Annotated in this window: 16 protein-coding genes; 1 reads left to right on the top strand and 15 read right to left on the bottom strand. The window is 67.7% G+C overall.

Annotated elements, in window-relative coordinates; genetic code table 11:
• Nucleotides 1–72: 72 nt before the first annotated feature.
• From ftsA to coq7, 15 genes are all read right to left on the bottom strand, one after another.
• Nucleotides 73–1,305, bottom strand: coding sequence for a cell division protein FtsA (ftsA, locus tag E0W60_RS25405; protein WP_012353950.1), 1,233 nt, complete (start codon nt 1,303–1,305; stop codon nt 73–75).
• On the bottom strand, nt 1,302–2,216 hold the full coding sequence (locus E0W60_RS25410; RefSeq protein WP_135705974.1) for a cell division protein FtsQ/DivIB: 915 nt from the start codon (nt 2,214–2,216) through the stop codon (nt 1,302–1,304). Before E0W60_RS25410 ends, ftsA begins: the two co-directional genes overlap by 4 nt.
• 19 nt (nt 2,217–2,235) lie before the next feature.
• Nucleotides 2,236–3,219 carry a D-alanine--D-alanine ligase gene (locus E0W60_RS25415; RefSeq protein ID WP_133097997.1) on the bottom strand — a complete coding sequence of 328 codons (984 nt, stop codon included), beginning with the start codon at nt 3,217–3,219 and terminating at the stop codon, nt 2,236–2,238.
• Nucleotides 3,216–4,643 (bottom strand): UDP-N-acetylmuramate--L-alanine ligase, encoded by a 1,428-nt coding sequence (murC, locus tag E0W60_RS25420; protein WP_135705975.1) that lies wholly within the window; start codon nt 4,641–4,643, stop codon nt 3,216–3,218. The genes E0W60_RS25415 and murC overlap by 4 nt, the downstream gene beginning before the upstream one ends.
• 21 nt (nt 4,644–4,664) lie before the next feature.
• Nucleotides 4,665–5,735 (bottom strand): undecaprenyldiphospho-muramoylpentapeptide beta-N-acetylglucosaminyltransferase, encoded by a 1,071-nt coding sequence (murG, locus tag E0W60_RS25425; protein WP_135705976.1) that lies wholly within the window; start codon nt 5,733–5,735, stop codon nt 4,665–4,667.
• Nucleotides 5,732–6,973, bottom strand: coding sequence for a putative lipid II flippase FtsW (ftsW, locus tag E0W60_RS25430; protein ID WP_133097994.1), 1,242 nt, complete (start codon nt 6,971–6,973; stop codon nt 5,732–5,734). Before ftsW ends, murG begins: the two co-directional genes overlap by 4 nt.
• A complete protein-coding gene (murD, locus tag E0W60_RS25435) occupies nt 6,970–8,481 on the bottom strand; it encodes a UDP-N-acetylmuramoyl-L-alanine--D-glutamate ligase (RefSeq protein WP_135705977.1) in 1,512 nt (503 codons plus the stop codon). Before murD ends, ftsW begins: the two co-directional genes overlap by 4 nt.
• Before the next feature lie 79 nt (nt 8,482–8,560).
• Complete coding sequence (mraY, locus tag E0W60_RS25440) at nt 8,561–9,730, bottom strand: phospho-N-acetylmuramoyl-pentapeptide-transferase (protein ID WP_133097992.1); 1,170 nt, start codon at nt 9,728–9,730, stop codon at nt 8,561–8,563.
• Between the two features lie 13 nt (nt 9,731–9,743).
• Nucleotides 9,744–11,156 carry a UDP-N-acetylmuramoyl-tripeptide--D-alanyl-D-alanine ligase gene (locus tag E0W60_RS25445; RefSeq protein ID WP_135705978.1) on the bottom strand — a complete coding sequence of 471 codons (1,413 nt, stop codon included), beginning with the start codon at nt 11,154–11,156 and terminating at the stop codon, nt 9,744–9,746.
• Nucleotides 11,153–12,721, bottom strand: a complete 1,569-nt coding sequence (locus E0W60_RS25450) for a UDP-N-acetylmuramoyl-L-alanyl-D-glutamate--2,6-diaminopimelate ligase (RefSeq protein WP_135705979.1) — start codon at nt 12,719–12,721, stop codon at nt 11,153–11,155. Before E0W60_RS25450 ends, E0W60_RS25445 begins: the two co-directional genes overlap by 4 nt.
• Nucleotides 12,718–14,523, bottom strand: coding sequence for a peptidoglycan D,D-transpeptidase FtsI family protein (locus E0W60_RS25455; protein WP_133097989.1), 1,806 nt, complete (start codon nt 14,521–14,523; stop codon nt 12,718–12,720). The genes E0W60_RS25450 and E0W60_RS25455 overlap by 4 nt, the downstream gene beginning before the upstream one ends.
• On the bottom strand, nt 14,520–14,834 hold the full coding sequence (ftsL, locus tag E0W60_RS25460) for a cell division protein FtsL (RefSeq protein WP_133097988.1): 315 nt from the start codon (nt 14,832–14,834) through the stop codon (nt 14,520–14,522). Before ftsL ends, E0W60_RS25455 begins: the two co-directional genes overlap by 4 nt.
• On the bottom strand, nt 14,831–15,820 hold the full coding sequence (gene rsmH, locus E0W60_RS25465) for a 16S rRNA (cytosine(1402)-N(4))-methyltransferase RsmH (protein ID WP_133097987.1): 990 nt from the start codon (nt 15,818–15,820) through the stop codon (nt 14,831–14,833). The genes ftsL and rsmH overlap by 4 nt, the downstream gene beginning before the upstream one ends.
• A gap of 7 nt (nt 15,821–15,827) precedes the next feature.
• Nucleotides 15,828–16,256 carry a division/cell wall cluster transcriptional repressor MraZ gene (gene mraZ / locus E0W60_RS25470; RefSeq protein ID WP_010814778.1) on the bottom strand — a complete coding sequence of 143 codons (429 nt, stop codon included), beginning with the start codon at nt 16,254–16,256 and terminating at the stop codon, nt 15,828–15,830.
• A 456-nt stretch (nt 16,257–16,712) separates the two neighbouring features.
• A complete protein-coding gene (coq7, locus tag E0W60_RS25475) occupies nt 16,713–17,336 on the bottom strand; it encodes a 2-polyprenyl-3-methyl-6-methoxy-1,4-benzoquinone monooxygenase (RefSeq protein WP_135705980.1) in 624 nt (207 codons plus the stop codon).
• A gap of 338 nt (nt 17,337–17,674) precedes the next feature.
• Between coq7 and E0W60_RS25480 the strand changes: the two genes are divergently transcribed.
• Nucleotides 17,675–18,808, top strand: a complete 1,134-nt coding sequence (locus E0W60_RS25480) for a porin (protein WP_133097985.1) — start codon at nt 17,675–17,677, stop codon at nt 18,806–18,808.
• Nucleotides 18,809–18,902 lie beyond the last annotated feature (94 nt).

Consider the following 18,902-nt stretch of genomic DNA (forward strand, 5'->3'; position numbering starts at 1 on the left):
CGCCATCGGCTGTCCGGTAGACAAGACCTTGCGCGCGCCGTCGCATCTTCAGCCCGGCAATTTCCGCATCGATCAGAAATTGCCGACGAACCATTCCTTCATGCGGGTCCAGACCTGCTTGACCGACCCGCTCTGCACCGCCACTTTGCGCCCGCGCATCCGTTGCACGCGGCCTTCCAGCAGCAGGCCCATCACCGTCGCATAGCGCGGGCTCTTCACCACCTCGTGCAGGTTGCCGCGGTACTCCGGCACGCCCACGCGCACGGGCTTGAGGAAGATGTCCTCGCCCAGCTCGACCATGCCCGGCATCATCGCGGTACCACCGGTGATGACCACGCCGGACGACAACAGTTCTTCATAGCCCGACTCGCGCACCACCTGGTGCACCAGCGAGTACAGCTCTTCGATGCGCGGCTCGATCACCGCGGCCAGCGCCTGGCGGCTGAGCGTGCGCGTGCCGCGGTCGCCCACGCCCGGCACCTCGATCATGTCTTCCGGATCGGCGATCGCCTGCTTGGCGATGCCGTACTGGATCTTGATGTCCTCGGCGTCCGGCGTGGGCGTGCGCAGCGCCATGGCGATGTCGTTGGTGATCTGGTCGCCGGCGATGGGGATCACGGCCGTATGGCGGATCGCGCCTTCGCTGAAGATGGCGATGTCGGTGGTGCCGCCGCCGATGTCGACCAGCACCACGCCCAGTTCCTTCTCGTCCTCGGTCAGCACCGCCAGGCTCGAGGCCAGCGGCTGCAGGATCAGGTCATGCACTTCCAGGCCGCAGCGGCGCACGCACTTGACGATGTTCTGCGCGGCGCTGACGGCGCCGGTGACGATATGCACCTTCACTTCCAGGCGGATGCCGCTCATGCCGATGGGCTCGCGCACGTCTTCCTGCCCGTCGATGATGAATTCCTGCGTCAGGATGTGCAGGATCTGCTGGTCGGTCGGGATATTGACCGCCTTGGCGGTCTCGATCACGCGCGCCACGTCGGTCTGCGTGACCTCCTTGTCCTTGATTGCCACCATGCCGCTGGAGTTGAAGCTGCGGATATGGCTGCCGGCAATGCCGGTAAAGACCTCCGAGATCTTGCAGTCGGCCATCAGCTCAGCCTCTTCCAGTGCTTTCTGGATCGACTGCACGGTGGCCTCGATATTGACCACGACCCCTTTCTTCAGACCCTTGGACTCCGACTGGCCCATCCCGATCACCTCGTAGCTGCCGTCGGGGCGCAGTTCTGCGACCACCGCCGCCACCTTCGAGGTGCCGATATCGAGACCGACCAACAGGTCCTTGTATTCCTTGCTCATCGGGTTTTCTCCGCGTTCTTGCTCTTCAGTCGCGTCGGATTGTTGTTGGAAGTACCGGAAACCGCTGCCGCTGCCTGCGTAGCCCGGGCCGCCTTCGCCGCCCGCTCCGCCTTCTCGGCCCGCACCGCCGCAGCGATCTGCGCCTCGGTCAGGAAGCGGGCATTGGCGGCGCGGATGGCAAAACCATTGGGATAACGCAGGTCGGCGTAGTCGATCTGCTTGCCCCACTGCTCGGTGACCTGCGGCCATGCAGCGACGAAACGCCTGACCCGCTGGTCCATCGCAGTGCGGTCTTCATCGTTCTGCTCGCGGCCAAGCTCGACCACCATGCCGTTGGACAGCCTGGCGCGCCAGGCATAGCGGCCCGACAGCGTCACCGCCAGCGGCTCGGTATGCAACGGCTTGAACCACTGGCGCATGACCTCGAGCTTCTCGATCACGTCGCCCTCGCTGTCCGGAGGACCGTCCAGCGCCAGCAACTGTGCGTCTTCTTCCGCCTCGGCGGTGTTGGCCACGAAGATCTCGCCGTAGGTATTGAGCAGGCGCCCGCTCTCCGGCGAGCCCCAGGTACCCAGCGCCTCGTGTTCCTCGACCTCCACAGCCAGGCCGTTTGGCCACTCGCGCCGCACGCTGGCGCGCCGCACCCAGGGCACCGACTCGAACGCCTGCCGTGCCGCGTTCAGGTCAAGCGTGAAGAAGTTGCCCGACAGCTTGCCCAGCGCGCTGGCACGCACGCTGGGGGCGTTCACGTGGCGCAGCGCGCCGCCGTCCATCGGCGCGATCTCCACGTGGGTGATGGCAAACACCGGCCGCTGCGCCAGCCACAGCAGGCCGGCCGCGAGCGCCATCAGCGCCACCACGGCATAGAGCGTGGTGGCGATCAGGTTGAGCAGGCGTGTGTTATGCCACATGGTCCAGGCGGGTTCTCTGTTATTCGGGCTTCCAGTGCTCGTTCGGGTGCAGGTCCAGCGTCGCGGCGGCCACCACCTGCAGCACGAAGTCCTCGTAGCTGATGCCGGCCGCGCGCGCCGCCATCGGCACCAGCGAGTGGCCGGTCATGCCGGGCGAGGTATTCATCTCGAGCAGGAAAGGCTTGCCGTCGGCGCGCAGCATCACGTCGGCGCGCGCCCAGCCGCGGCAGCCCAGCACGCGATAGGACTGCACCGCCAGCGCCTGGACTTCCTTCTCGACTTCGGGGTCCAGTCCTGACGGACACAAGTATTGGGTATCGTCAGTAAAGTACTTATTTTGATAGTCGTAGTTCGCTTCGGGCGCGACGATGCGGATCACCGGCAGCGCTTCGGCGGTATCGCCCTCGCCCACGATCGGGCAGGTCAGCTCGGCGCCGTCGATGAAAGTCTCGGCGATGACGTCGTTGTCCAGCGCCTCGGCCTTCTCGAACGCCTCGCGCATCTGCCCGGCCGCCGTCACCTTGGTCAGGCCGATCGACGAGCCTTCGCGCGCCGGCTTGACGATCAGCGGCAGGCCCAGGTCGGCGACCACCGCGTCGAAATCCGTATCGGCATGCAGCATCGCGAAACGCGGCGTGGGCAGGTCATGCGTGGTCCACAGGCGCTTGGTGGCCTGCTTGTCCATCGCCAGCGCCGAGGCCAGCACGCCGCTGCCGGTGTAGGGCACGCCCAGTTGTTCCAGCAGGCCCTGGATGGTGCCGTCTTCGCCATAGCGGCCGTGCAGCGCGATAAAGACGCGGTCGAACTTGGCCGCGGCCAGCTCGGCCACGCCTTGCAGGCCGGGATCGAAGCCATGCGCGTCGACGCCGCGCGACTGCAGCGCGGCCAGCACGCCGCTGCCCGACATCAGCGAGATCTCGCGCTCGGCCGAGCGGCCGCCGAACAGCACGCCGACCTTGCCCAGCGACTTGGGATCGATATTGGGATGGGCGACGAAGCTCATTGCTGGCCTCCCGGCTGTTGCGTCTGCTGGTGCGACACCAGTTGCCCCGGCACGCCGCCGATCGAGCCGGCGCCCATCGTCACGACCACATCGCCGGGCCGGACAGCATTCAGGATGGCCTGCGGCATCTCTTCCATCTGCTCCACGAAAACAGGTTCTACCTTGCCGGCCACGCGCAACGCGCGGGTCAGCGCACGGCCGTCGGCGGCCACGATCGGGGTCTCGCCGGCGGCATAGACCTCGGACAGCAGCAGGGCATCGACAGTGCCCAGCACTTTGACGAAGTCTTCAAAGCAATCCCGCGTACGGGTGAATCGGTGCGGCTGGAACGCCAGCACCAGGCGGCGGCCCGGGAACGCGCCGCGCGCCGCGGCAAGCGTGGCGGCCATTTCCACCGGGTGGTGGCCGTAGTCGTCCACCAGCGTGAAGGTGCCGGCACCGTCGGTGGTGGCCACTTCGCCGTAGCGCTGGAAGCGGCGGCCCACGCCGTGGAACTCGCGCAGCGCCTTGACGATGGCGGCGTCGGGCACTTCCAGCTCGGTCGCGATGGCGATCGCCGCCAGCGCGTTCTGCACGTTGTGCATGCCGGGCAGGTTCAGCACGATTTCCAGCGGCGGCTCGGTATGGCCGTTGAGCTGGCGCAGCACGGTGAAGTGCATCTGGCCGTCGACCGCGCGCGCGTCCACGGCGCGGATCTGCGCGTCTTCGGCAAACCCGTAGCGCACCACCGGCTTGGACACGAACGGCAGGATCTCGCGCACGTTGGGGTCGTCGACGCACAGCACGGCAATGCCGTAGAACGGCAGGCGCTGCGTGAATTCGATGAACGCCTGCTTGAGCCGGGCAAAGTCGTGCCCGTAGGTGTCCATGTGGTCGGCATCGATATTGGTGATGACCTCGATGACCGGGAACAGGTTCAGGAACGATGCGTCGGATTCATCCGCCTCGGCCACGATGAAGTCGCCGGTGCCCAGGCGCGCGTTGGCGCCGGCGGAGTTGAGCCGGCCGCCGATGACGAAGGTGGGATCCAGCCCGCCTTCGGCCAGCACCGATGCCACCAGGCTGGTGGTGGTGGTCTTGCCGTGCGTGCCGGCGATGGCCACGCCCTGCTTCAGGCGCATCAGCTCGGCCAGCATCACCGCGCGCGGCACCACCGGGATGCGCTTGCTGCGGGCGGCCAGCACCTCGGGGTTGTCGCCGCTGACCGCGGTCGACACCACCACGGCGTTGGCGCCGGTCACGTTGGCCGCGTCATGCCCGTGCATGACCGTGGCGCCGAGCGAGGCCAGGCGCCGCGTGGCGGCATTGCTGCCCACGTCGGAACCCGAGACCTTGTAGCCCAGGTTCAGCAGGACCTCGGCGATGCCGCTCATGCCGGCCCCGCCGATCCCCACGAAGTGGATGTTTTTGACGATATGCTTCATTGGATTGCTGCTTCGCTCACTTCAGTCCCTGGCCAGCTGGCTGCACACCTCGGCGACGCGCCGGGTTGCCTCAGGCTTGGCTAGTCCGCGCGCCAGGCGCGCCATGTCTTTCAGCTGCGGCCGGGTCAGGCTGGCGATGGTCTGCGCCAGGCCCCCGGCCGTCAGGTCTTGTTGCTGCACCAGCAGGGCCGCGCCCTGGCTGGATAAAAACTTTGCGTTGGTGGTCTGGTGATCGTCCACTGCGTGCGGGAACGGCACGAACAGCGCCGCCACGCCCGCCGCGGCCACTTCCGACACCGTCATCGCGCCGGCGCGGCAGATCACGAGATCCGCATCGGCATAGGCGCGCGCCATGTCGTCGATGAACGGCAGGGTCTGCGCCGGCACCTGTGCCGCCGCATAGTTGGCGCGCAGCGTGTCGATCTGCTTCGCGCCCGCCTGGTGCGTCACCACCGGGCGCTCGCTTTCCGGCAGCAGCGCGATCGCCTTCGGCACCACCTCGTTCAGCGCCGCGGCGCCCAGGCTGCCGCCCACTACCAGGATGCGCAGCGGACCGGTGCGCTGGTCGTAGCGCGCCTGGGGCGCATCCAGGTGCGCCAGTTCCTCGCGCACCGGGTTGCCGGTCCATTCGCCGCCGGGCAGCGTGTCCGGGAACGCGCACAGCACGCGGTCGGCCACCTTGGCCAGCACCTTGTTGGCCAGGCCGGCGATCGAGTTCTGCTCGTGCAGCACCAGCGGGCGGCCCAGCAGCGAGGCCATCATGCCGGCCGGGAAGGTGATGTACCCGCCCATGCCCAGCACCACGTTCGGCTTTACCCGGCGCAGCGCGCCGATGCTCTGCCAGAACGCGCGCAGCAGGTTCAGCGGCAGCAGGAACTTGGTCACCAGCCCCTTGCCACGCAGGCCGCCGAACTGGATGTATTCCATCGGGATGCCGTGCTTGGGCACCAGCGTGGCTTCCATGCCGGTGCGGTTGCCCAGCCAGACGATGTTCCAGCCCTGCTCGCGCAACGCATGCGCGACCGCCAGCCCCGGGAACACATGCCCCCCGGTGCCGCCGGCCATCACGAGCAGGGTGCGCGGTGCGGTCATACCTTGCCTCCGCGCATCAACACACGGTTTTCATAGTCAATGCGCAGCAGGATCGCCAACGCCACGCAGTTCATCAGAATCCCCGACCCGCCATAGCTCACCAGCGGCAGCGTCAGCCCCTTGGTCGGCAGCAGCCCCAGGTTCACGCCCATGTTGATAAAGGTCTGCCAGCCGATCCACACGCCGATGCCCTTGGCCACCAGTCCGGCAAAGGTGCGGTCGAGCTGCAGCGCGGTGCGGCCGATATTGAAGGCGCGGCGCACCAGCCAGTAGAACAGCACGATCACCACCAGCACGCCGACAAAGCCAAACTCCTCGCCGATTACCGCAAGGATGAAGTCGGTATGCGCCTCGGGCAGGTAGTGCAGCTTCTCGATGCTGCCGCCCAGTCCGACCCCGGTCCACTCGCCGCGGCCGAAGGCAATCAGCGAATGCGTGAGCTGGTAGGCCTTGCCCAGCGCGTTGCTCTCTTCCCACGGGCTCAGGTAGGCAAAGATCCGCTCGCGCCGCCATGGGGACGCCGTGATCAGCAGCGCGAACGCGCCCACCGCCACGCCGACCAGCCCGGCGAACAGCTTGCCGTTGATGCCGCCCAGGAACAGGATGCCCATCGCCACCGCCGCGATCACCAGGAACGCGCCCATGTCGGGCTCGAGCAGCAGCAGCATGCCGACCACCACTACCGCCACGCCCATCGGCAGGAAGCCCTTGGACACGGTCTGCATCCACTCCTGCTTGCGCACGGTGTAGTTGGCGGCGTACAGCACCACTGCCAGCTTCATCAGTTCCGACGGCTGGAAATTCATCACGCCCAGCGGGATCCACCGGCGCGCGCCGTTCACGCCCTTGCCGACGAACGGCACCAGCACGATCACCAGCAGGATCAGCGCGACGATAAAGAGCTTGGGCGCATACCGGTCCCACACCTTCACCGGCACCTGGAACGCCACCAGCCCGACCGACAGTCCGATAAACAGCGCGAACGCATGCCGCACCAGGAAATGGCTTTCGCGGTAGTTGGCGTAGCGCGGCGAATCCGGCAGCGCGATCGAGGCCGAAAAGACCATCACCAGGCCGAGCGCGAGCAGCACGATCGCGACCCACAGCAGGGGCTGGTCGTACTCCATCATGCGCGAACGCGTGGGCTTGACGCCCGAAACCGCGTCACGCAGGCCACCCCAGGCGTTGCCGATGGTGGCGCCGATGAAACCGCTGCGCTTGACCTGTGCCTCACTCATGGCAGGATCCCCCGGGACAGGGCCAGTTCTTCCACCGCGGCGCGGAATACCTCGGCGCGGTGCACGTAGTTGCGGAACATGTCGAGGCTGGCGCAGGCCGGCGAAAGCAGCACGACGTCGCCGCGCTCGGCCAGTTCGGTTGCCTTGGTCACGGCTTCTTCCAGCGTGGCGGCATCGGCCAGGGTCGAGCCGCTGCCCTGCAGGGCATCGCGCAACTCTCCCGCGGCCCGGCCGATCAGCACCACGGCGCGTGCGTATTGCGCCACCGGCGCGGCCAGCGGCGAGAAATCCTGGCCCTTGCCTTCGCCGCCCGCGATCAGCACCACGCGCTTGTCCAGCCCGGACAGCGCGGCCACGGTGGCGCCGACATTGGTGCCCTTGCTGTCGTCGAAATACTCGACGTCATCGATGGTGGCGACCCACTCCACGCGGTGCGGCTCGCCGCGATACTCGCGCAGGCCATGCAGCAACGCGTTCATCGGCAGGTCGATGGCACGGCACAGCGCCAGCGCCGCCATGGCGTTGGTGGCGTTGTGCATGCCACGGATATGCAGCGCATCGGCCGGCATCAGGCGCTTGTGGCGCACCGGCACGGCTTCCTCGGTAGCTTCGGCGGCCTTGCGGCGGCGCGGCTTGCCCTCCCCTTGCGCTTCCGAATCGGGTTCGGCCAGCACCAGCCAGGGCATGCCGCCCTCGCGCAGGATGCCGAAGCTGCCCGGCACTTCCGGCAGATCGATGCCGAAAGTCACCGGCTTGCGGCCCGCCCGCGCCATGTCCAGCGTGAGCCGGTCATTGCGGTTCAGCACCTGCACGCACTCGCTGCCGGCGGGCCCGAAGATGCGCGCCTTGGAGGCAGCGTAGGCTTCCATCGAGCCGTGCCAGTCAAGATGGTCCTGGCTCACGTTGAGCACGGTGGCCGCATCCGGCGCCAGCGTATGCGTGGTTTCCAGCTGGAAGCTGGAGAGTTCCAGCACCCACACCTCCGGCAGCGTGGCCGAGGCGATGCACGCCGACAGCTTGTCCAGCGCCGACGGGCTGATATTGCCCGCCACTGCCACGGTCTTGCCGGCGCGCTCGACCAGCCGGCCGGTCAGTGCCGTGGTGGTGGTCTTGCCATTGGTGCCGGTGATCGCGAGCAGCTTCGGCGCGTAGCCGGATTCGGCCTCCAGGTGCCTGAGCGCGCGCACGAACAGCTCGATCTCGCCCCACACCGGGATGCCGCGCGCCTGCGCGGCGGCCAGAAGCGCTCCGGTGCCGGCGTCCAGCGGCGACAGCCCGGGGCTGATCGCCACCAGGCCGATACCGTCGAGCAAGCTTTCCGAGAACGGCCCGCCCACGAACCCGGCCGAAGTCAGCTCGGCCTGCAGGAAGACAAGGTTGGCGGGCGCCTCGCGCGTGTCGGCCACGCGCACCGCGCAGCCGTTCAGGCCACACCAGCGCGCCATGGCCAGCCCCGATTCGCCGAGGCCTAGTACCAGCACATGAGGTTTCTGCAGCTCGCCAAACACTTCGATTTCCTGCCTTTGGTTTCCTGTTTCTATATAGAGAGCGCCGCGGTTCTGACCATCGGCGCAACCACCAACACCCCTAGCGCAGCTTCAGCGTCGACAATCCGATCAGCACCAGCAGCATGGTGATGATCCAGAAGCGCACCGTGACCTGCGTTTCCTTCCAGCCGCCCAGCTCGAAATGGTGGTGCAGCGGCGCCATCCGGAACAGCCGCCTGCCCTCGCCAAAACGGCGCTTGGTGATCTTGAACCACGTGACCTGCGCCATCACCGACAGCGTTTCGACCACGAAGATGCCGCCCATCACGAACAGCACGATCTCCTGGCGCACGATCACCGCCACCGTGCCCAGCGCGCCGCCCAGCGCCAGCGCGCCCACGTCGCCCATGAACACCTGCGCCGGATGCGCGTTGAACCAGAGGAAAGCCAGCCCTGCCCCGCCCAGCGCGGAACAGAAGATCAGCAGCTCCCCCGCGCCCGGGATATGCGGGAACAGCAGGTACTTGCTGTAGACCGCGTTGCCCATCACGTAGGCAAACACGCCCAGCCCGCCGCCCACCAGCACCACCGGCATGATCACCAGGCCGTCCAGGCCGTCGGTCAGGTTCACGGCGTTGCTCGAGCCCACGATCACCAGGTAGGTCAGCACGATGAAGCCGGCCACGCCCAGCGGGTAGCTGATCTCCTTGAAGAAGGGCACGATCAGGTTGGACTTGTACGGCATGTCGAGCGACAGCCCGCCCTCGACCCAGTTCAGGAACAGCTCCCAGACCCGCACGTTGCTGCTTTCGGACACCGAGAACGCCAGGTAGACCGCGGCCACCAGGCCGATCAGCGTCTGCCAGAAAAACTTTTCGCGGCTCGACATGCCGCGCGGATCGCGATAGACCACCTTGCGGTAGTCGTCGACCCAGCCGATGGCGCCGTAGCCGAAGGTGACCAGCATCACCACCCAGATAAAGCGGTTGCCCCAGTCGCACCAAAGCAGCGTCGAGACGGCAATCGACACCAGCACCAGCACGCCGCCCATGGTCGGCGTGCCGGACTTGACCAGGTGCGTCTGCGGGCCGATGGTGCGCACCGCCTGGCCGACCTTCAGCTCGGTCAGCTTGCGGATCACCCACGGCCCGAACGTCAGGCCGATCAGCAGCGCGGTGAGGTTGGCCATCACCGCGCGGAAAGTCAGGTAGTTGACGACCCGGAGGAAGCTGTAGTCGTTTTGCAGCCACTGGGCCAGAGCCAATAACATCGTGTTGTCTTCGTTAATGTGCGGAAGTGTCTGCGACCAGCGCAGCGACCATCCGTTCCATGCGCATGAAGCGCGATCCCTTCACCAGCACGGCGCCGGCTTGCGCCACCATGCCCCCGCTGTCTTCCTCCAGGGCCTTTGCCAGGTCCTCCGCGCTGCCGAAATGGCGGCCATTGGCGCCGAACGCACGCACCGCGTGCACGGCCAGCTCGCCGGTGCCCCACAGCGTGTCGACGCCGCGCGCCTGCGCGTAGGCGCCGATTTCTTCGTGGAACGCCGGCCCCTGGTCGCCGACCTCGCCCATGTCGCCCAGCACCAGCACGCGCGGCGCGGCGAAGCCGGCCAGCACGTCGATGGCGGCGCGCATGGAATCGGGGTTGGCGTTGTAGGTGTCGTCGATGACCACCGTGCCGCCCGGTGTGTACTTCACCTGCAGACGGCCCTTGACCGCCTGGAAGCCGGCCAGCCCCGCCTGGATCGCCGGCACGTGCACGCCCGCGGCCAGCGCGCAGGCGATAGCCGCCAGCGCGTTGCGCACGTTGTGCTCGCCCAGCAGCGCGAGCCTGACTTCAAACGCATGGCCCGGCGCGCGCACCTGCATCACCTGCGCGCCGTCGACCAGTGCCATGGTGGCGTGCACATCCGCGCGCTGCGAGGTGCCGAACGACAGCGCGCGGCGCGCACCGGCGGCCTCGCGCCAGACCGGCGCAAAGGCACCGCCGCTTTCCTCGTCGAGCGGGAACACCGCCACGCCGTCCGCCGGCAGCGCCGCCAGCGCGGCCGCGTGTTCGTGCGCCACGGCTTCCACGCTGACCATGAATTCCTGGTGCTCGCGCTGCGCGTTGGTGATGACCGCCACGGTGGGCTGGGCGATGCCGGCCAGGTAGACGGTCTCGCCCGGATGGTTCATGCCGAGCTCCAGCACCGCCAGCTTGTGCGTGGCGCGCAGGCGCAGCACCGTCAACGGCAGGCCGATGTCGTTGTTCAGGTTGCCGCCGGTGGCCAGGCGCTGGTCCTCGCCCACCGCCGCGGAGAAGATCGCCGCGATCATTTCCTTGACCGTGGTCTTGCCGTTGCTGCCGGTCACCGCCACCGCGGGCAGCGTGAACCGGCGGCGCCAGCCGGCGCCCAGCTCGCCCAGCGCGATGCGGGTGTCGGGGGCGACGATGGCCGGCACGCCGGCATAGTTGCTGGTAGCCGCGTCGCGGCTCACCAGCACCGCAGCGGCGCCCTTGGCCACCACGTCGGCGATGAAATCATGCGCATCGAAGCGCTCGCCCTTCAGCGCGACGAACAGGTCGCCGGGCTCGACGGTACGGCTGTCGGTCTGCACGCGCGAGAACGCAACGGCGCCGTCGCCACAAACGCGCGCGCCGGCGATCCAGCCGGCGGCGTCCTGCAAGGTAGTCATGGTGGTCTGGCTCATGCCGATACTCCACGGGTGGCAAGCGCCAGGCGGACATGCTCGCGGTCGGAGAACGGGCGCTTGCGCCCCTGGATCTCCTGGGTGGCCTCGTGGCCCTTGCCTGCCACCAGCACCACGTCGGCCGGGGCCGCATGCTTGATGGCGTAGAGAATGGCCGCGGCGCGGTCCTCGATCTGGCGGCCGCGCGCGCGGTCCGCCATGCCGTCGGAGATCGCGTCAAGGATGTCCTGCGGGTCCTCGCTGCGCGGGTTGTCGCTGGTCAGGATGACGTCGTCGGCCAGTCGTTCGGCCACTGCGCCCATCAGCGGGCGCTTGATCGGGTCGCGGTCGCCGCCGCAGCCGAACACGCACCACAGGCGGCCATGGCGCGCCTGCGCCACCGGGCGCAGCGCGGCCAGCGTCTGTTCCAGCGCGTCGGGGGTGTGGGCATAGTCGACCACGGCGAGCGGGCCCAGCGCGGCATCGCCACCGTTGGCGCCGAACAGTTCCATGCGGCCCTCGACCGGCGTCAGCGCGCGCAGCGCGGCCAGGGCCGCATCCCACGCCACGCCGTTGGCCAGCGCCGCGCCCAGCACCGCCAGCAGGTTGCTGACGTTGAAGGCGCCGATCATGGGCGTGGACATCTCGGCGCTGCCGAAGTTGCCGTCGATATGGAAAGCGGTGCCGTTGGGCGTGGCGCGCACGTTGGTGGCGCGCAGCCATTCGCCGCGCGGGCGGCGCACCGTGGCGGCGCCGGGCCCGTCGATGCCGTATTCGATCACGTGCGGCGCGGCGATCGCGGCCGCGTCCGCGGCCAGCAGCCGCTGGCCCATGGCGTCGTCGCGGTTGACCACCGCGGTGCGCAGGCCGTCCCAGCGGAACAGGCGCTCCTTGGCAGCCTCGTACTCGGCCATCGAGCCGTGGTAGTCGAGGTGGTCCTGCGTCAGGTTGGTCAGCACCGCCACCGAGAAATGCGTGCCGGCGACGCGCTCCTGCTCGAGGCCGTGCGAGGACACTTCCATCGCCACGGCACGCGCGCCGGCATCGTGCAGCGCCGCCAGGCTGGCCTGCAGCTGCACCGCGTCGGGCGTGGTGAAGCCGGTCGCCTGCAGGGCGCCGGGGAAACCGGTGCCGAGCGTGCCGACGGTCGCGCATGGCGTGCCCGCGGCCTGCAGCACGCGCGCCAGCCACTGGCTGCACGAGGTCTTGCCGTTGGTGCCGGTGATGCCGGTCACGGCCAGGCCGCGCACCGGATTGCCGTGCCAGCCGGCGGCGATCGGGCCGGCAAGCTGATGCAGGTTGCTGAGCGCCAGGTGGGGCACGACATCGCCAAACGGCCAGTCGAAGCCGTCGGCCTCATAGACGATGGCGCCGGCGCCGGCCGCGATGGCCTGCTGGATATACGGCCGCCCATCGGTGGTCAGGCGCTCGTTGCCGAGCACGTAGGCGAAGAACACGTCGCCGTGCGCCAGCCGGCGGCTATCGCCGGTCAGCTGCGCCGAAGCGGCCACGTTGGTACGCAGCCAGGCCAGCGCGTTGCTGGCCTGGGTGGTCACCTCGAGCGGGAGCAGGGGCTTGGCCGTCATTGGGTCGCAGTCCACGGTTCGCTTTCCGGCACCTTGTCGCTGACCACCAGCTGGCGGATCGGCGAATCGGGCTGGACATTCAGTGCGCGCAGCGTGCCGCCGGTGATGGCGGCGAACGCCGGGCCGGCTACCAGGCCGCCATAGTGGCTGCCGGCGGTGGGCTCGTCGACGCTGACGGCGACGATGATGCGCGGGTTGGACATCGGCGCCAGGCCGATGAACGAGGCGCGGTACTTGCTGCGGTTGTAGCCGCGGCCTTCGTGCTTGTAGGCGGTGCCGGTCTTGCCGCCGACGCGGTAGCCCATCACCTGCGCCTCGGGCGCGGTGCCGCCGGGCGCGGTCACGGTTTCCATCATGGCGCGCACGTCGCGCGCCACCTGCGGCGACAGGATGCGCTCGCCGGTGGCCGGGCCGTTGGTGCGGAACATGGTGACCGGGATCAGCTCCCCGTCGTGCGCAAAGATGGTGTAGGCATGCGCCATCTGGAACAGCGACACCGACAGGCCGTAGCCGTACGACATGGTGGCCTGCTCGATCGGACGCCAGCTCTTGAACGGGCGCACGCGCCCCGCCACCGCGCCGGGGAAGCCGATCTTGGGCGCCTGGCCCAGGCCGATGCTGGTGTACATGTCCCACATCTCCTGCGGCTTCATCAGCATCGCGATCTTGGTCGTGCCGATATTGGACGACTTCTGTATCACGCCGGTGACGGTGAGCGCGCCGTAGTTGTGGGTATCGGTGATGGTGGCGCCTTCGAACTGGTACTTGCCGGTGGTAGTGATCACCGTCGATGGCGTCACGCGCTTGAGCTGCAGCGCCAGCCCCACGGTGATCGGCTTCATCATCGAGCCGGGCTCGAAGGTGTCGGTCAGCACGCGGTTGCGCAGCTGCTCGCCGGACAGCCGGGTGCGGTCGTTGGGGTTGTAGGTGGGCCAGTTGGCCAGCGCCAGCACCTCGCCGGTCTGGGCGTCGAGCACCACCGCGCTGGCGGCCTTGGCCTTGTGCTTCTCGACCACGGCCTTCAGTTCGTTGTAGGCCAGGTACTGGATCTTGGCGTCGATCGACAGCTGGATGTCCTCGCCGTCGCGCGGAGTCTTCAGGATGCCGATATCCTCGACCACGCGGCCGAGGCGGTCCTTGATCACCTGGCGCGCGCCGGCGCGGCCGGCCAGCCCGGTCTCGCGCGCCAGCTCCACGCCTTCCTGGCCGCGGTCCTCGACGTTGGTGAAGCCCACGATATGCGCCATCGCCTCGCCTTCCGGGTAGAAGCGCTTGTACTCGCGGGTCTGGTGGATGCCGTCGATCTTGAGCGCGGCGATCTTGTCGGCGACGTCGGGCAGCACCTGGCGCTTCAGGTAGACAAAGCCCTTGTCTTCGGACAGCTTCTTGCCGAGGTCTTTCTCGGACATGCCGAGCAGCTTGGCCAGCTGGCGGATCTTGGCCAGCTCGACCTGGTTGGGCACGTCCTCGGGCACCGCCCAGATCGCCTTGACCGGCAGGCTGGTGGCCAGCACCAGGCCGTTGCGGTCGAGGATCTTGCCGCGCGTGGCCGGCAGCTCCAGCGTGCGCTGGAAGCGCTTCTTGCCCTCGGCCTCATAGAACTGGTTGCCCGGACCCTGGATCCATGCGGCGCGCAGCGCCAGCGCGACAAAGGCCGCGAACATCAGGAACACCACCAGCTTGGAGCGCCACATCGGCAGGCGCAGCCCCAGCACCGGGCTGGCCGAGAACTGGCCGCTGCGCGGGCGCGACGGGGTGCCGCTGCCGTTGCGGCCGGGCGGGTTGGGTCGGGCCATGCTCATTGGCGCGCCTCCGCCTCGCTGGCCGGCGCTGGCTGCGCCGGCGGCAGCACGATGCCCGACAGGTATTGGGTCTTGCCGGGGTTGGCCGGCGCCATCTTCAGCTGCGCGCGCGCCGCGTCGGCGATGCGCGCGCTCTTGCCAAGCGAGCTCTGCTGGTACTGCAGGCGCGCCCAGTCGATGTCGAGCTGGCGTTCTTCCCCCTGCGCCCGCTCCAGCGCCACGAACAGCGTGCGCGCCTGGTGCTGCGCGCTCACCAGCGAAAGCGCACACAGGATCAGCGCGGCCAGCAGGAAGAAGGTCAGGCGGTTCATGCGCGCGCACCTCCGCCGGCCGGAGCCAGTTTCTCGGCCACACGCATCACGGCCGAGCGCGCGCGCGGGTTGGCTGCGATTTCCTCGGCGCCGGGCTTGGAGCGGCCCAGCAGGCGCAGCGTGGGTTGCGGCAGGTCGGCCGCGCGCAGCGGCGCGCGGCGCAGGGCCGGGTCGGCATCCTGCTGGGGACGGGCGTGCGCCGCCATGAACCGCTTGACGATGCGGTCCTCCAGCGAATGGAAGCTGATCACCACCAGGCGTCCCCCTACCTGCAGCAGGTCATAAGCCGCCTTCAGCCCTCTTTCGAGGTCCTCAAGCTCTTGATTGACGTGAATCCGTAGAGCCTGAAAGGTGCGGGTCGCAGGGTCCTGGCCCTTCTCGCGTGTTTTGACGGCTTTCGCCACGAGCGCGGCAAGGTCGGCAGTAGTGGCGATGGGTCCGCCATCGCCGGGTTCGCGCCGGCGAGCAACAATCGCCTTTGCAATCTGTACAGCAAACCGTTCTTCCCCATAGTCTCGTATCACCCTGGCAATGTCCTGCTCATCCGCCTGCGCCAGCCACTGCGCGGCGGTGATGCCGCGCGTGGTGTCCATGCGCATGTCCAGCGGGCCCTCGAAACGAAAGGAAAACCCCCTCGCCGCCTCATCGATCTGGGGCGAGCTGATCCCCAGGTCGAGCAGCACGCCGGCCACGTGGCCGCGCCCGGCCAGGCGCTCTGCCATGTCCGCAAAGCTGGCGTGCTCAATGGAGAAGCGGGCATCCCCGATGGTGCCCGCTTCTGCGATTGCTGCTGGGTCCTTGTCGAACGCGACCAGGGCCCCGTCTGGGCCCAGCCGGGCCAGTACCGCCCGGCTGTGCCCTCCCCTGCCGAAGGTGCCGTCCACGTAGACGCCGCCCGGGCGCCAGACCAGGGCGTCGACGGCCTCGTCCAGCAGCACGGTGCGATGGCGCAGGGCGGGGGTTGCCGGCGTTCCGGTAGGACTCATGACCTCTTCAGAAAGAGAAATTTTTCAATGCTTCGGGCATGCCTTGCGCCATCGCCTGCTGTTCCTTGGCGGCGTAAGTCGCGGCATCCCACACTTCGAAATGGCTGCCCATGCCGAGCAGCATGACTTCCTTGTCGAGCATGGCTGCACTGCGCAGCTCCGGCGCGATCAGCACCCGGCCTGCGCCGTCCATTTCCACGTCGGCGGCGTTGCCCAGGAAGATGCGCTTCCACCAGTGCGCATCCATCGGCAGCGCTGCAATGCGCGTGCGGAAGGTTTCCCACTCGGGCCGGGGAAACAGCAGCAGGCAGCCATCCGGGTGCTTGGTAAGCGTCACCCGGCCCTCGGCCTGCTGTTGCAGCGCCTCGCGGTGCCTGGACGGAATGGACATCCGCCCCTTGGCATCCAGCGACAGCGCCGATGCTCCCTGAAACAAGCTCGCCCCCGGTTACTGCCCGCTGCCGGTGACCCCTGGCGGCTGGCAATCGCGTGAATTCGGCTGTTTCCGACTGTGACGAAATGATCCCACGGTCGGTTCGCAATTTCACACAAAAATACACTTCCTCACACTATTTCCCACTTTAGAGGAAGCAATTTGGGCGGTCAAGGCTGCTTGCAGGGCAGCAAACGAGATTTTTCGAATCAGAACAATGACTTAGCGCGCACACCTCACGCACCGTGAAAGTGAATCCTTAATGAAATGAACATCTTAGGGAGGAAAGCAGAGAAACCACCTGAGAACTGCGGGAGGAGGACTGCCGGCGGCGGCGGGAACGACTGTCCCGCAACCCGAGGGAAGGATACAACAATCGCCCGCCAGCGCCTGAAAATCAAGGGCGGGCGGGCAACCGCGAGCGCGCGGCCATAAGGCCGGGCGCACGGACCCAGCGCGTCAGATGCGGTAGGCCGCCGTGGTCATCACGCGCGAGGCACCACGCATCAGCGCACGCACCGGCGCGGGCAACGGGATGCCACCGGCTTCGCGCGCGGCATCGCCATGGCGGATCTCGTCGTCGCGCATCTGCTCGAGGATGGCGCGCGAGCGGCCGTCAGCTCCAGGCAGGCGGTCCAGGTGGCCGCCGAGATGGTGCTCGACCTGGCGCTCGGTCTCGGCCACGAAGCCGAGACTGACCTTGTCGCCGGCGCGGCCGGCGACAAAGCCGATCGCAAACGCGCCGGCGTACCACAGCGGGTTGAGCAGGCTCGGCCGCGAACCCAGTTCGCGCAGCCGCTCGGCGCACCAGGCCAGGTGGTCCTCTTCTTCGCGCGCGGCGGCATCCATCTGCGCGCGCACCGTCGCGTTGCGCGCGGTCAGCTTCTGCGCCTGGTACAGGGCCTGGGCGCAAACCTCGCCGACATGGTTGATGCGCATCAGCCCGGCCACGTGGCGCCGCTCTTCGGCGCTCATCTGTTCGGTGTCCGGTGCCAGCCGGTCGGCCGGGTTGGCGCGCGCGGAGCGGGTTGCCCCGGCAACGGCGCGCAGTGCCACGTCGAATTCTTTGATCAGGGTGTCCATGTCGCGGATGCGGATTGATCTTCTGGCTCCCAAGGCCCCGCCATGGTGGGGTACGCGCTGCCGGCGCGGCCCGCTACGACCGCCATCGGGATTACCCGCATTGTAGCTTGCCTCTAATTCGCGCCATCCCGCGCCACGCCTTGCATTGATGCGGCCCGCTACTCAGAAACCCTGAGTTGTTAAAACCAGACAAGGGGGTTGCGCCCGAATGGTGAACGAAAAGTTGTTTGTTACAGTACTTCGCAACTTCTAAGGAAGTTTGACGCATGGGGGATGGAGACCAACAGGAGGTTCCCCCGGGCCGTCACCAATAATTCTTACAGTGGAGATCAACGAGCATGAAGAAATCGCTTCTGGCGCTGGCAGCGCTTGGCGCATTTACCGGGGCGGCGCAGGCCCAATCGAGCGTCACGCTCTACGGTGTGGTGGATGCCAACATCGAGTACGTGAGCAATATGTCGAGCGTCACGCCGTCAGCGGCCAACGGATTCGCAACGGGCCCGTCGGAGAACCTCTTCCGCATGTCGTCCGGCGGCCTGTCCGGTTCGCGTTGGGGCCTGCGCGGCGTGGAAGACCTGGGCAGCGGCCTGAAAGCCTTGTTCGTGCTCGAAAGCGGTTTCGGCCTCGATGATGGCCGCTCGCAGCAAGGCGGCCGCCTCTTCGGCCGTCAGGCTTATGTCGGCCTGGAAAGCGCCCAGGCGGGCCGCGTGACCTTCGGTCGCCAGTACACCTCGCTGTTCGACATGATGGCCAACTTCTCGCCGACCGGCTATGCCACCCAGTATGAGCCGGTGGTGGCGCAGCTGGGCCTGAACTTCCGCTCGGACAACACCGCCAAGTACACGGGCAAGTTCGGTCCGGTGACCGCGGTCGCCCACTGGTCGTTCGGCAACGGCGTCGCCGGCGGCGGCGAAGTCCCGGGCCAGTTCCGCCGCGACACCGGCTACGGTGCAGGCGTGTCGTGGGCAGCCGGCCCGTTCGGCATCAGCGGCGCGTATGACCAGTACAACCCGACCCTGAACGCCGCCGGCGGCACCGGGGAATTCAAGAAGGCCGCGGTCGCTGCCAGCTATGCCTTTGGCCCGGCCAAGCTGATGGCCGGCTATCGCTGGGGCATGAGCAAGGCGCCGAACGACAATACGATCCTGAAGGACAACTACTACTGGGTCGGCGGCAACTACCAGGTCACCCCGGCACTGGGCCTGACGCTCGCGTACTACTACGACGACGTCAAGAACTTCAACCCGGCCGCCACCGGCGCCACCAACAACATCAAGAACCCCTGGCAGATCTCGTTCATCGCCGACTACAACCTGTCCAAGCGCACCGACGTGTACCTGACCACGGCCTTCTCGAAGAACGCCGGCCTGAACTTCGACACCTCGGCGATCAGCTTCGCCAATGGTTACTTCCTGGGTACCGGCGAAGACAAGATGATTGGCGCCGCCATCGGCATCCGCCACAAGTTCTGATCGCCAGCCTCACCGGCCGATCGATCAAAGGCACCTACGGGTGCCTTTTTTTCATTGGGGGCGAGTGGCGCCTGCCGCATAGGGCATCACCCCA

This window comes from Cupriavidus oxalaticus (assembly GCF_004768545.1).
Classification (GTDB): Bacteria; Pseudomonadota; Gammaproteobacteria; order Burkholderiales; family Burkholderiaceae; genus Cupriavidus; species Cupriavidus oxalaticus_A.

What these genes read in the sequence shown, in the direction of transcription:
- coq7 (WP_135705980.1), bottom strand. Translation starts at nt 17,336, where the DNA reads ATGGACACCCTGATCAAAGAATTCGACGTGGCACTGCGCGCCGTTGCC.
- E0W60_RS25415 (WP_133097997.1), bottom strand. Translation starts at nt 3,219, where the DNA reads ATGAGCTTCGTCGCCCATCCCAATATCGATCCCAAGTCGCTGGGCAAG.
- E0W60_RS25455 (WP_133097989.1), bottom strand. Translation starts at nt 14,523, where the DNA reads ATGAGCATGGCCCGACCCAACCCGCCCGGCCGCAACGGCAGCGGCACC.
- E0W60_RS25445 (WP_135705978.1), bottom strand. Translation starts at nt 11,156, where the DNA reads ATGAGCCAGACCACCATGACTACCTTGCAGGACGCCGCCGGCTGGATC.
- mraY (WP_133097992.1), bottom strand. Translation starts at nt 9,730, where the DNA reads ATGTTATTGGCTCTGGCCCAGTGGCTGCAAAACGACTACAGCTTCCTC.
- murC (WP_135705975.1), bottom strand. Translation starts at nt 4,643, where the DNA reads ATGAAGCATATCGTCAAAAACATCCACTTCGTGGGGATCGGCGGGGCC.
- E0W60_RS25410 (WP_135705974.1), bottom strand. Translation starts at nt 2,216, where the DNA reads ATGTGGCATAACACACGCCTGCTCAACCTGATCGCCACCACGCTCTAT.
- ftsW (WP_133097994.1), bottom strand. Translation starts at nt 6,973, where the DNA reads ATGAGTGAGGCACAGGTCAAGCGCAGCGGTTTCATCGGCGCCACCATC.
- rsmH (WP_133097987.1), bottom strand. Translation starts at nt 15,820, where the DNA reads ATGAGTCCTACCGGAACGCCGGCAACCCCCGCCCTGCGCCATCGCACC.
- ftsA (WP_012353950.1), bottom strand. Translation starts at nt 1,305, where the DNA reads ATGAGCAAGGAATACAAGGACCTGTTGGTCGGTCTCGATATCGGCACC.
- ftsL (WP_133097988.1), bottom strand. Translation starts at nt 14,834, where the DNA reads ATGAACCGCCTGACCTTCTTCCTGCTGGCCGCGCTGATCCTGTGTGCG.
- E0W60_RS25450 (WP_135705979.1), bottom strand. Translation starts at nt 12,721, where the DNA reads ATGACGGCCAAGCCCCTGCTCCCGCTCGAGGTGACCACCCAGGCCAGC.
- E0W60_RS25480 (WP_133097985.1), top strand. Translation starts at nt 17,675, where the DNA reads ATGAAGAAATCGCTTCTGGCGCTGGCAGCGCTTGGCGCATTTACCGGG.
- murG (WP_135705976.1), bottom strand. Translation starts at nt 5,735, where the DNA reads ATGACCGCACCGCGCACCCTGCTCGTGATGGCCGGCGGCACCGGGGGG.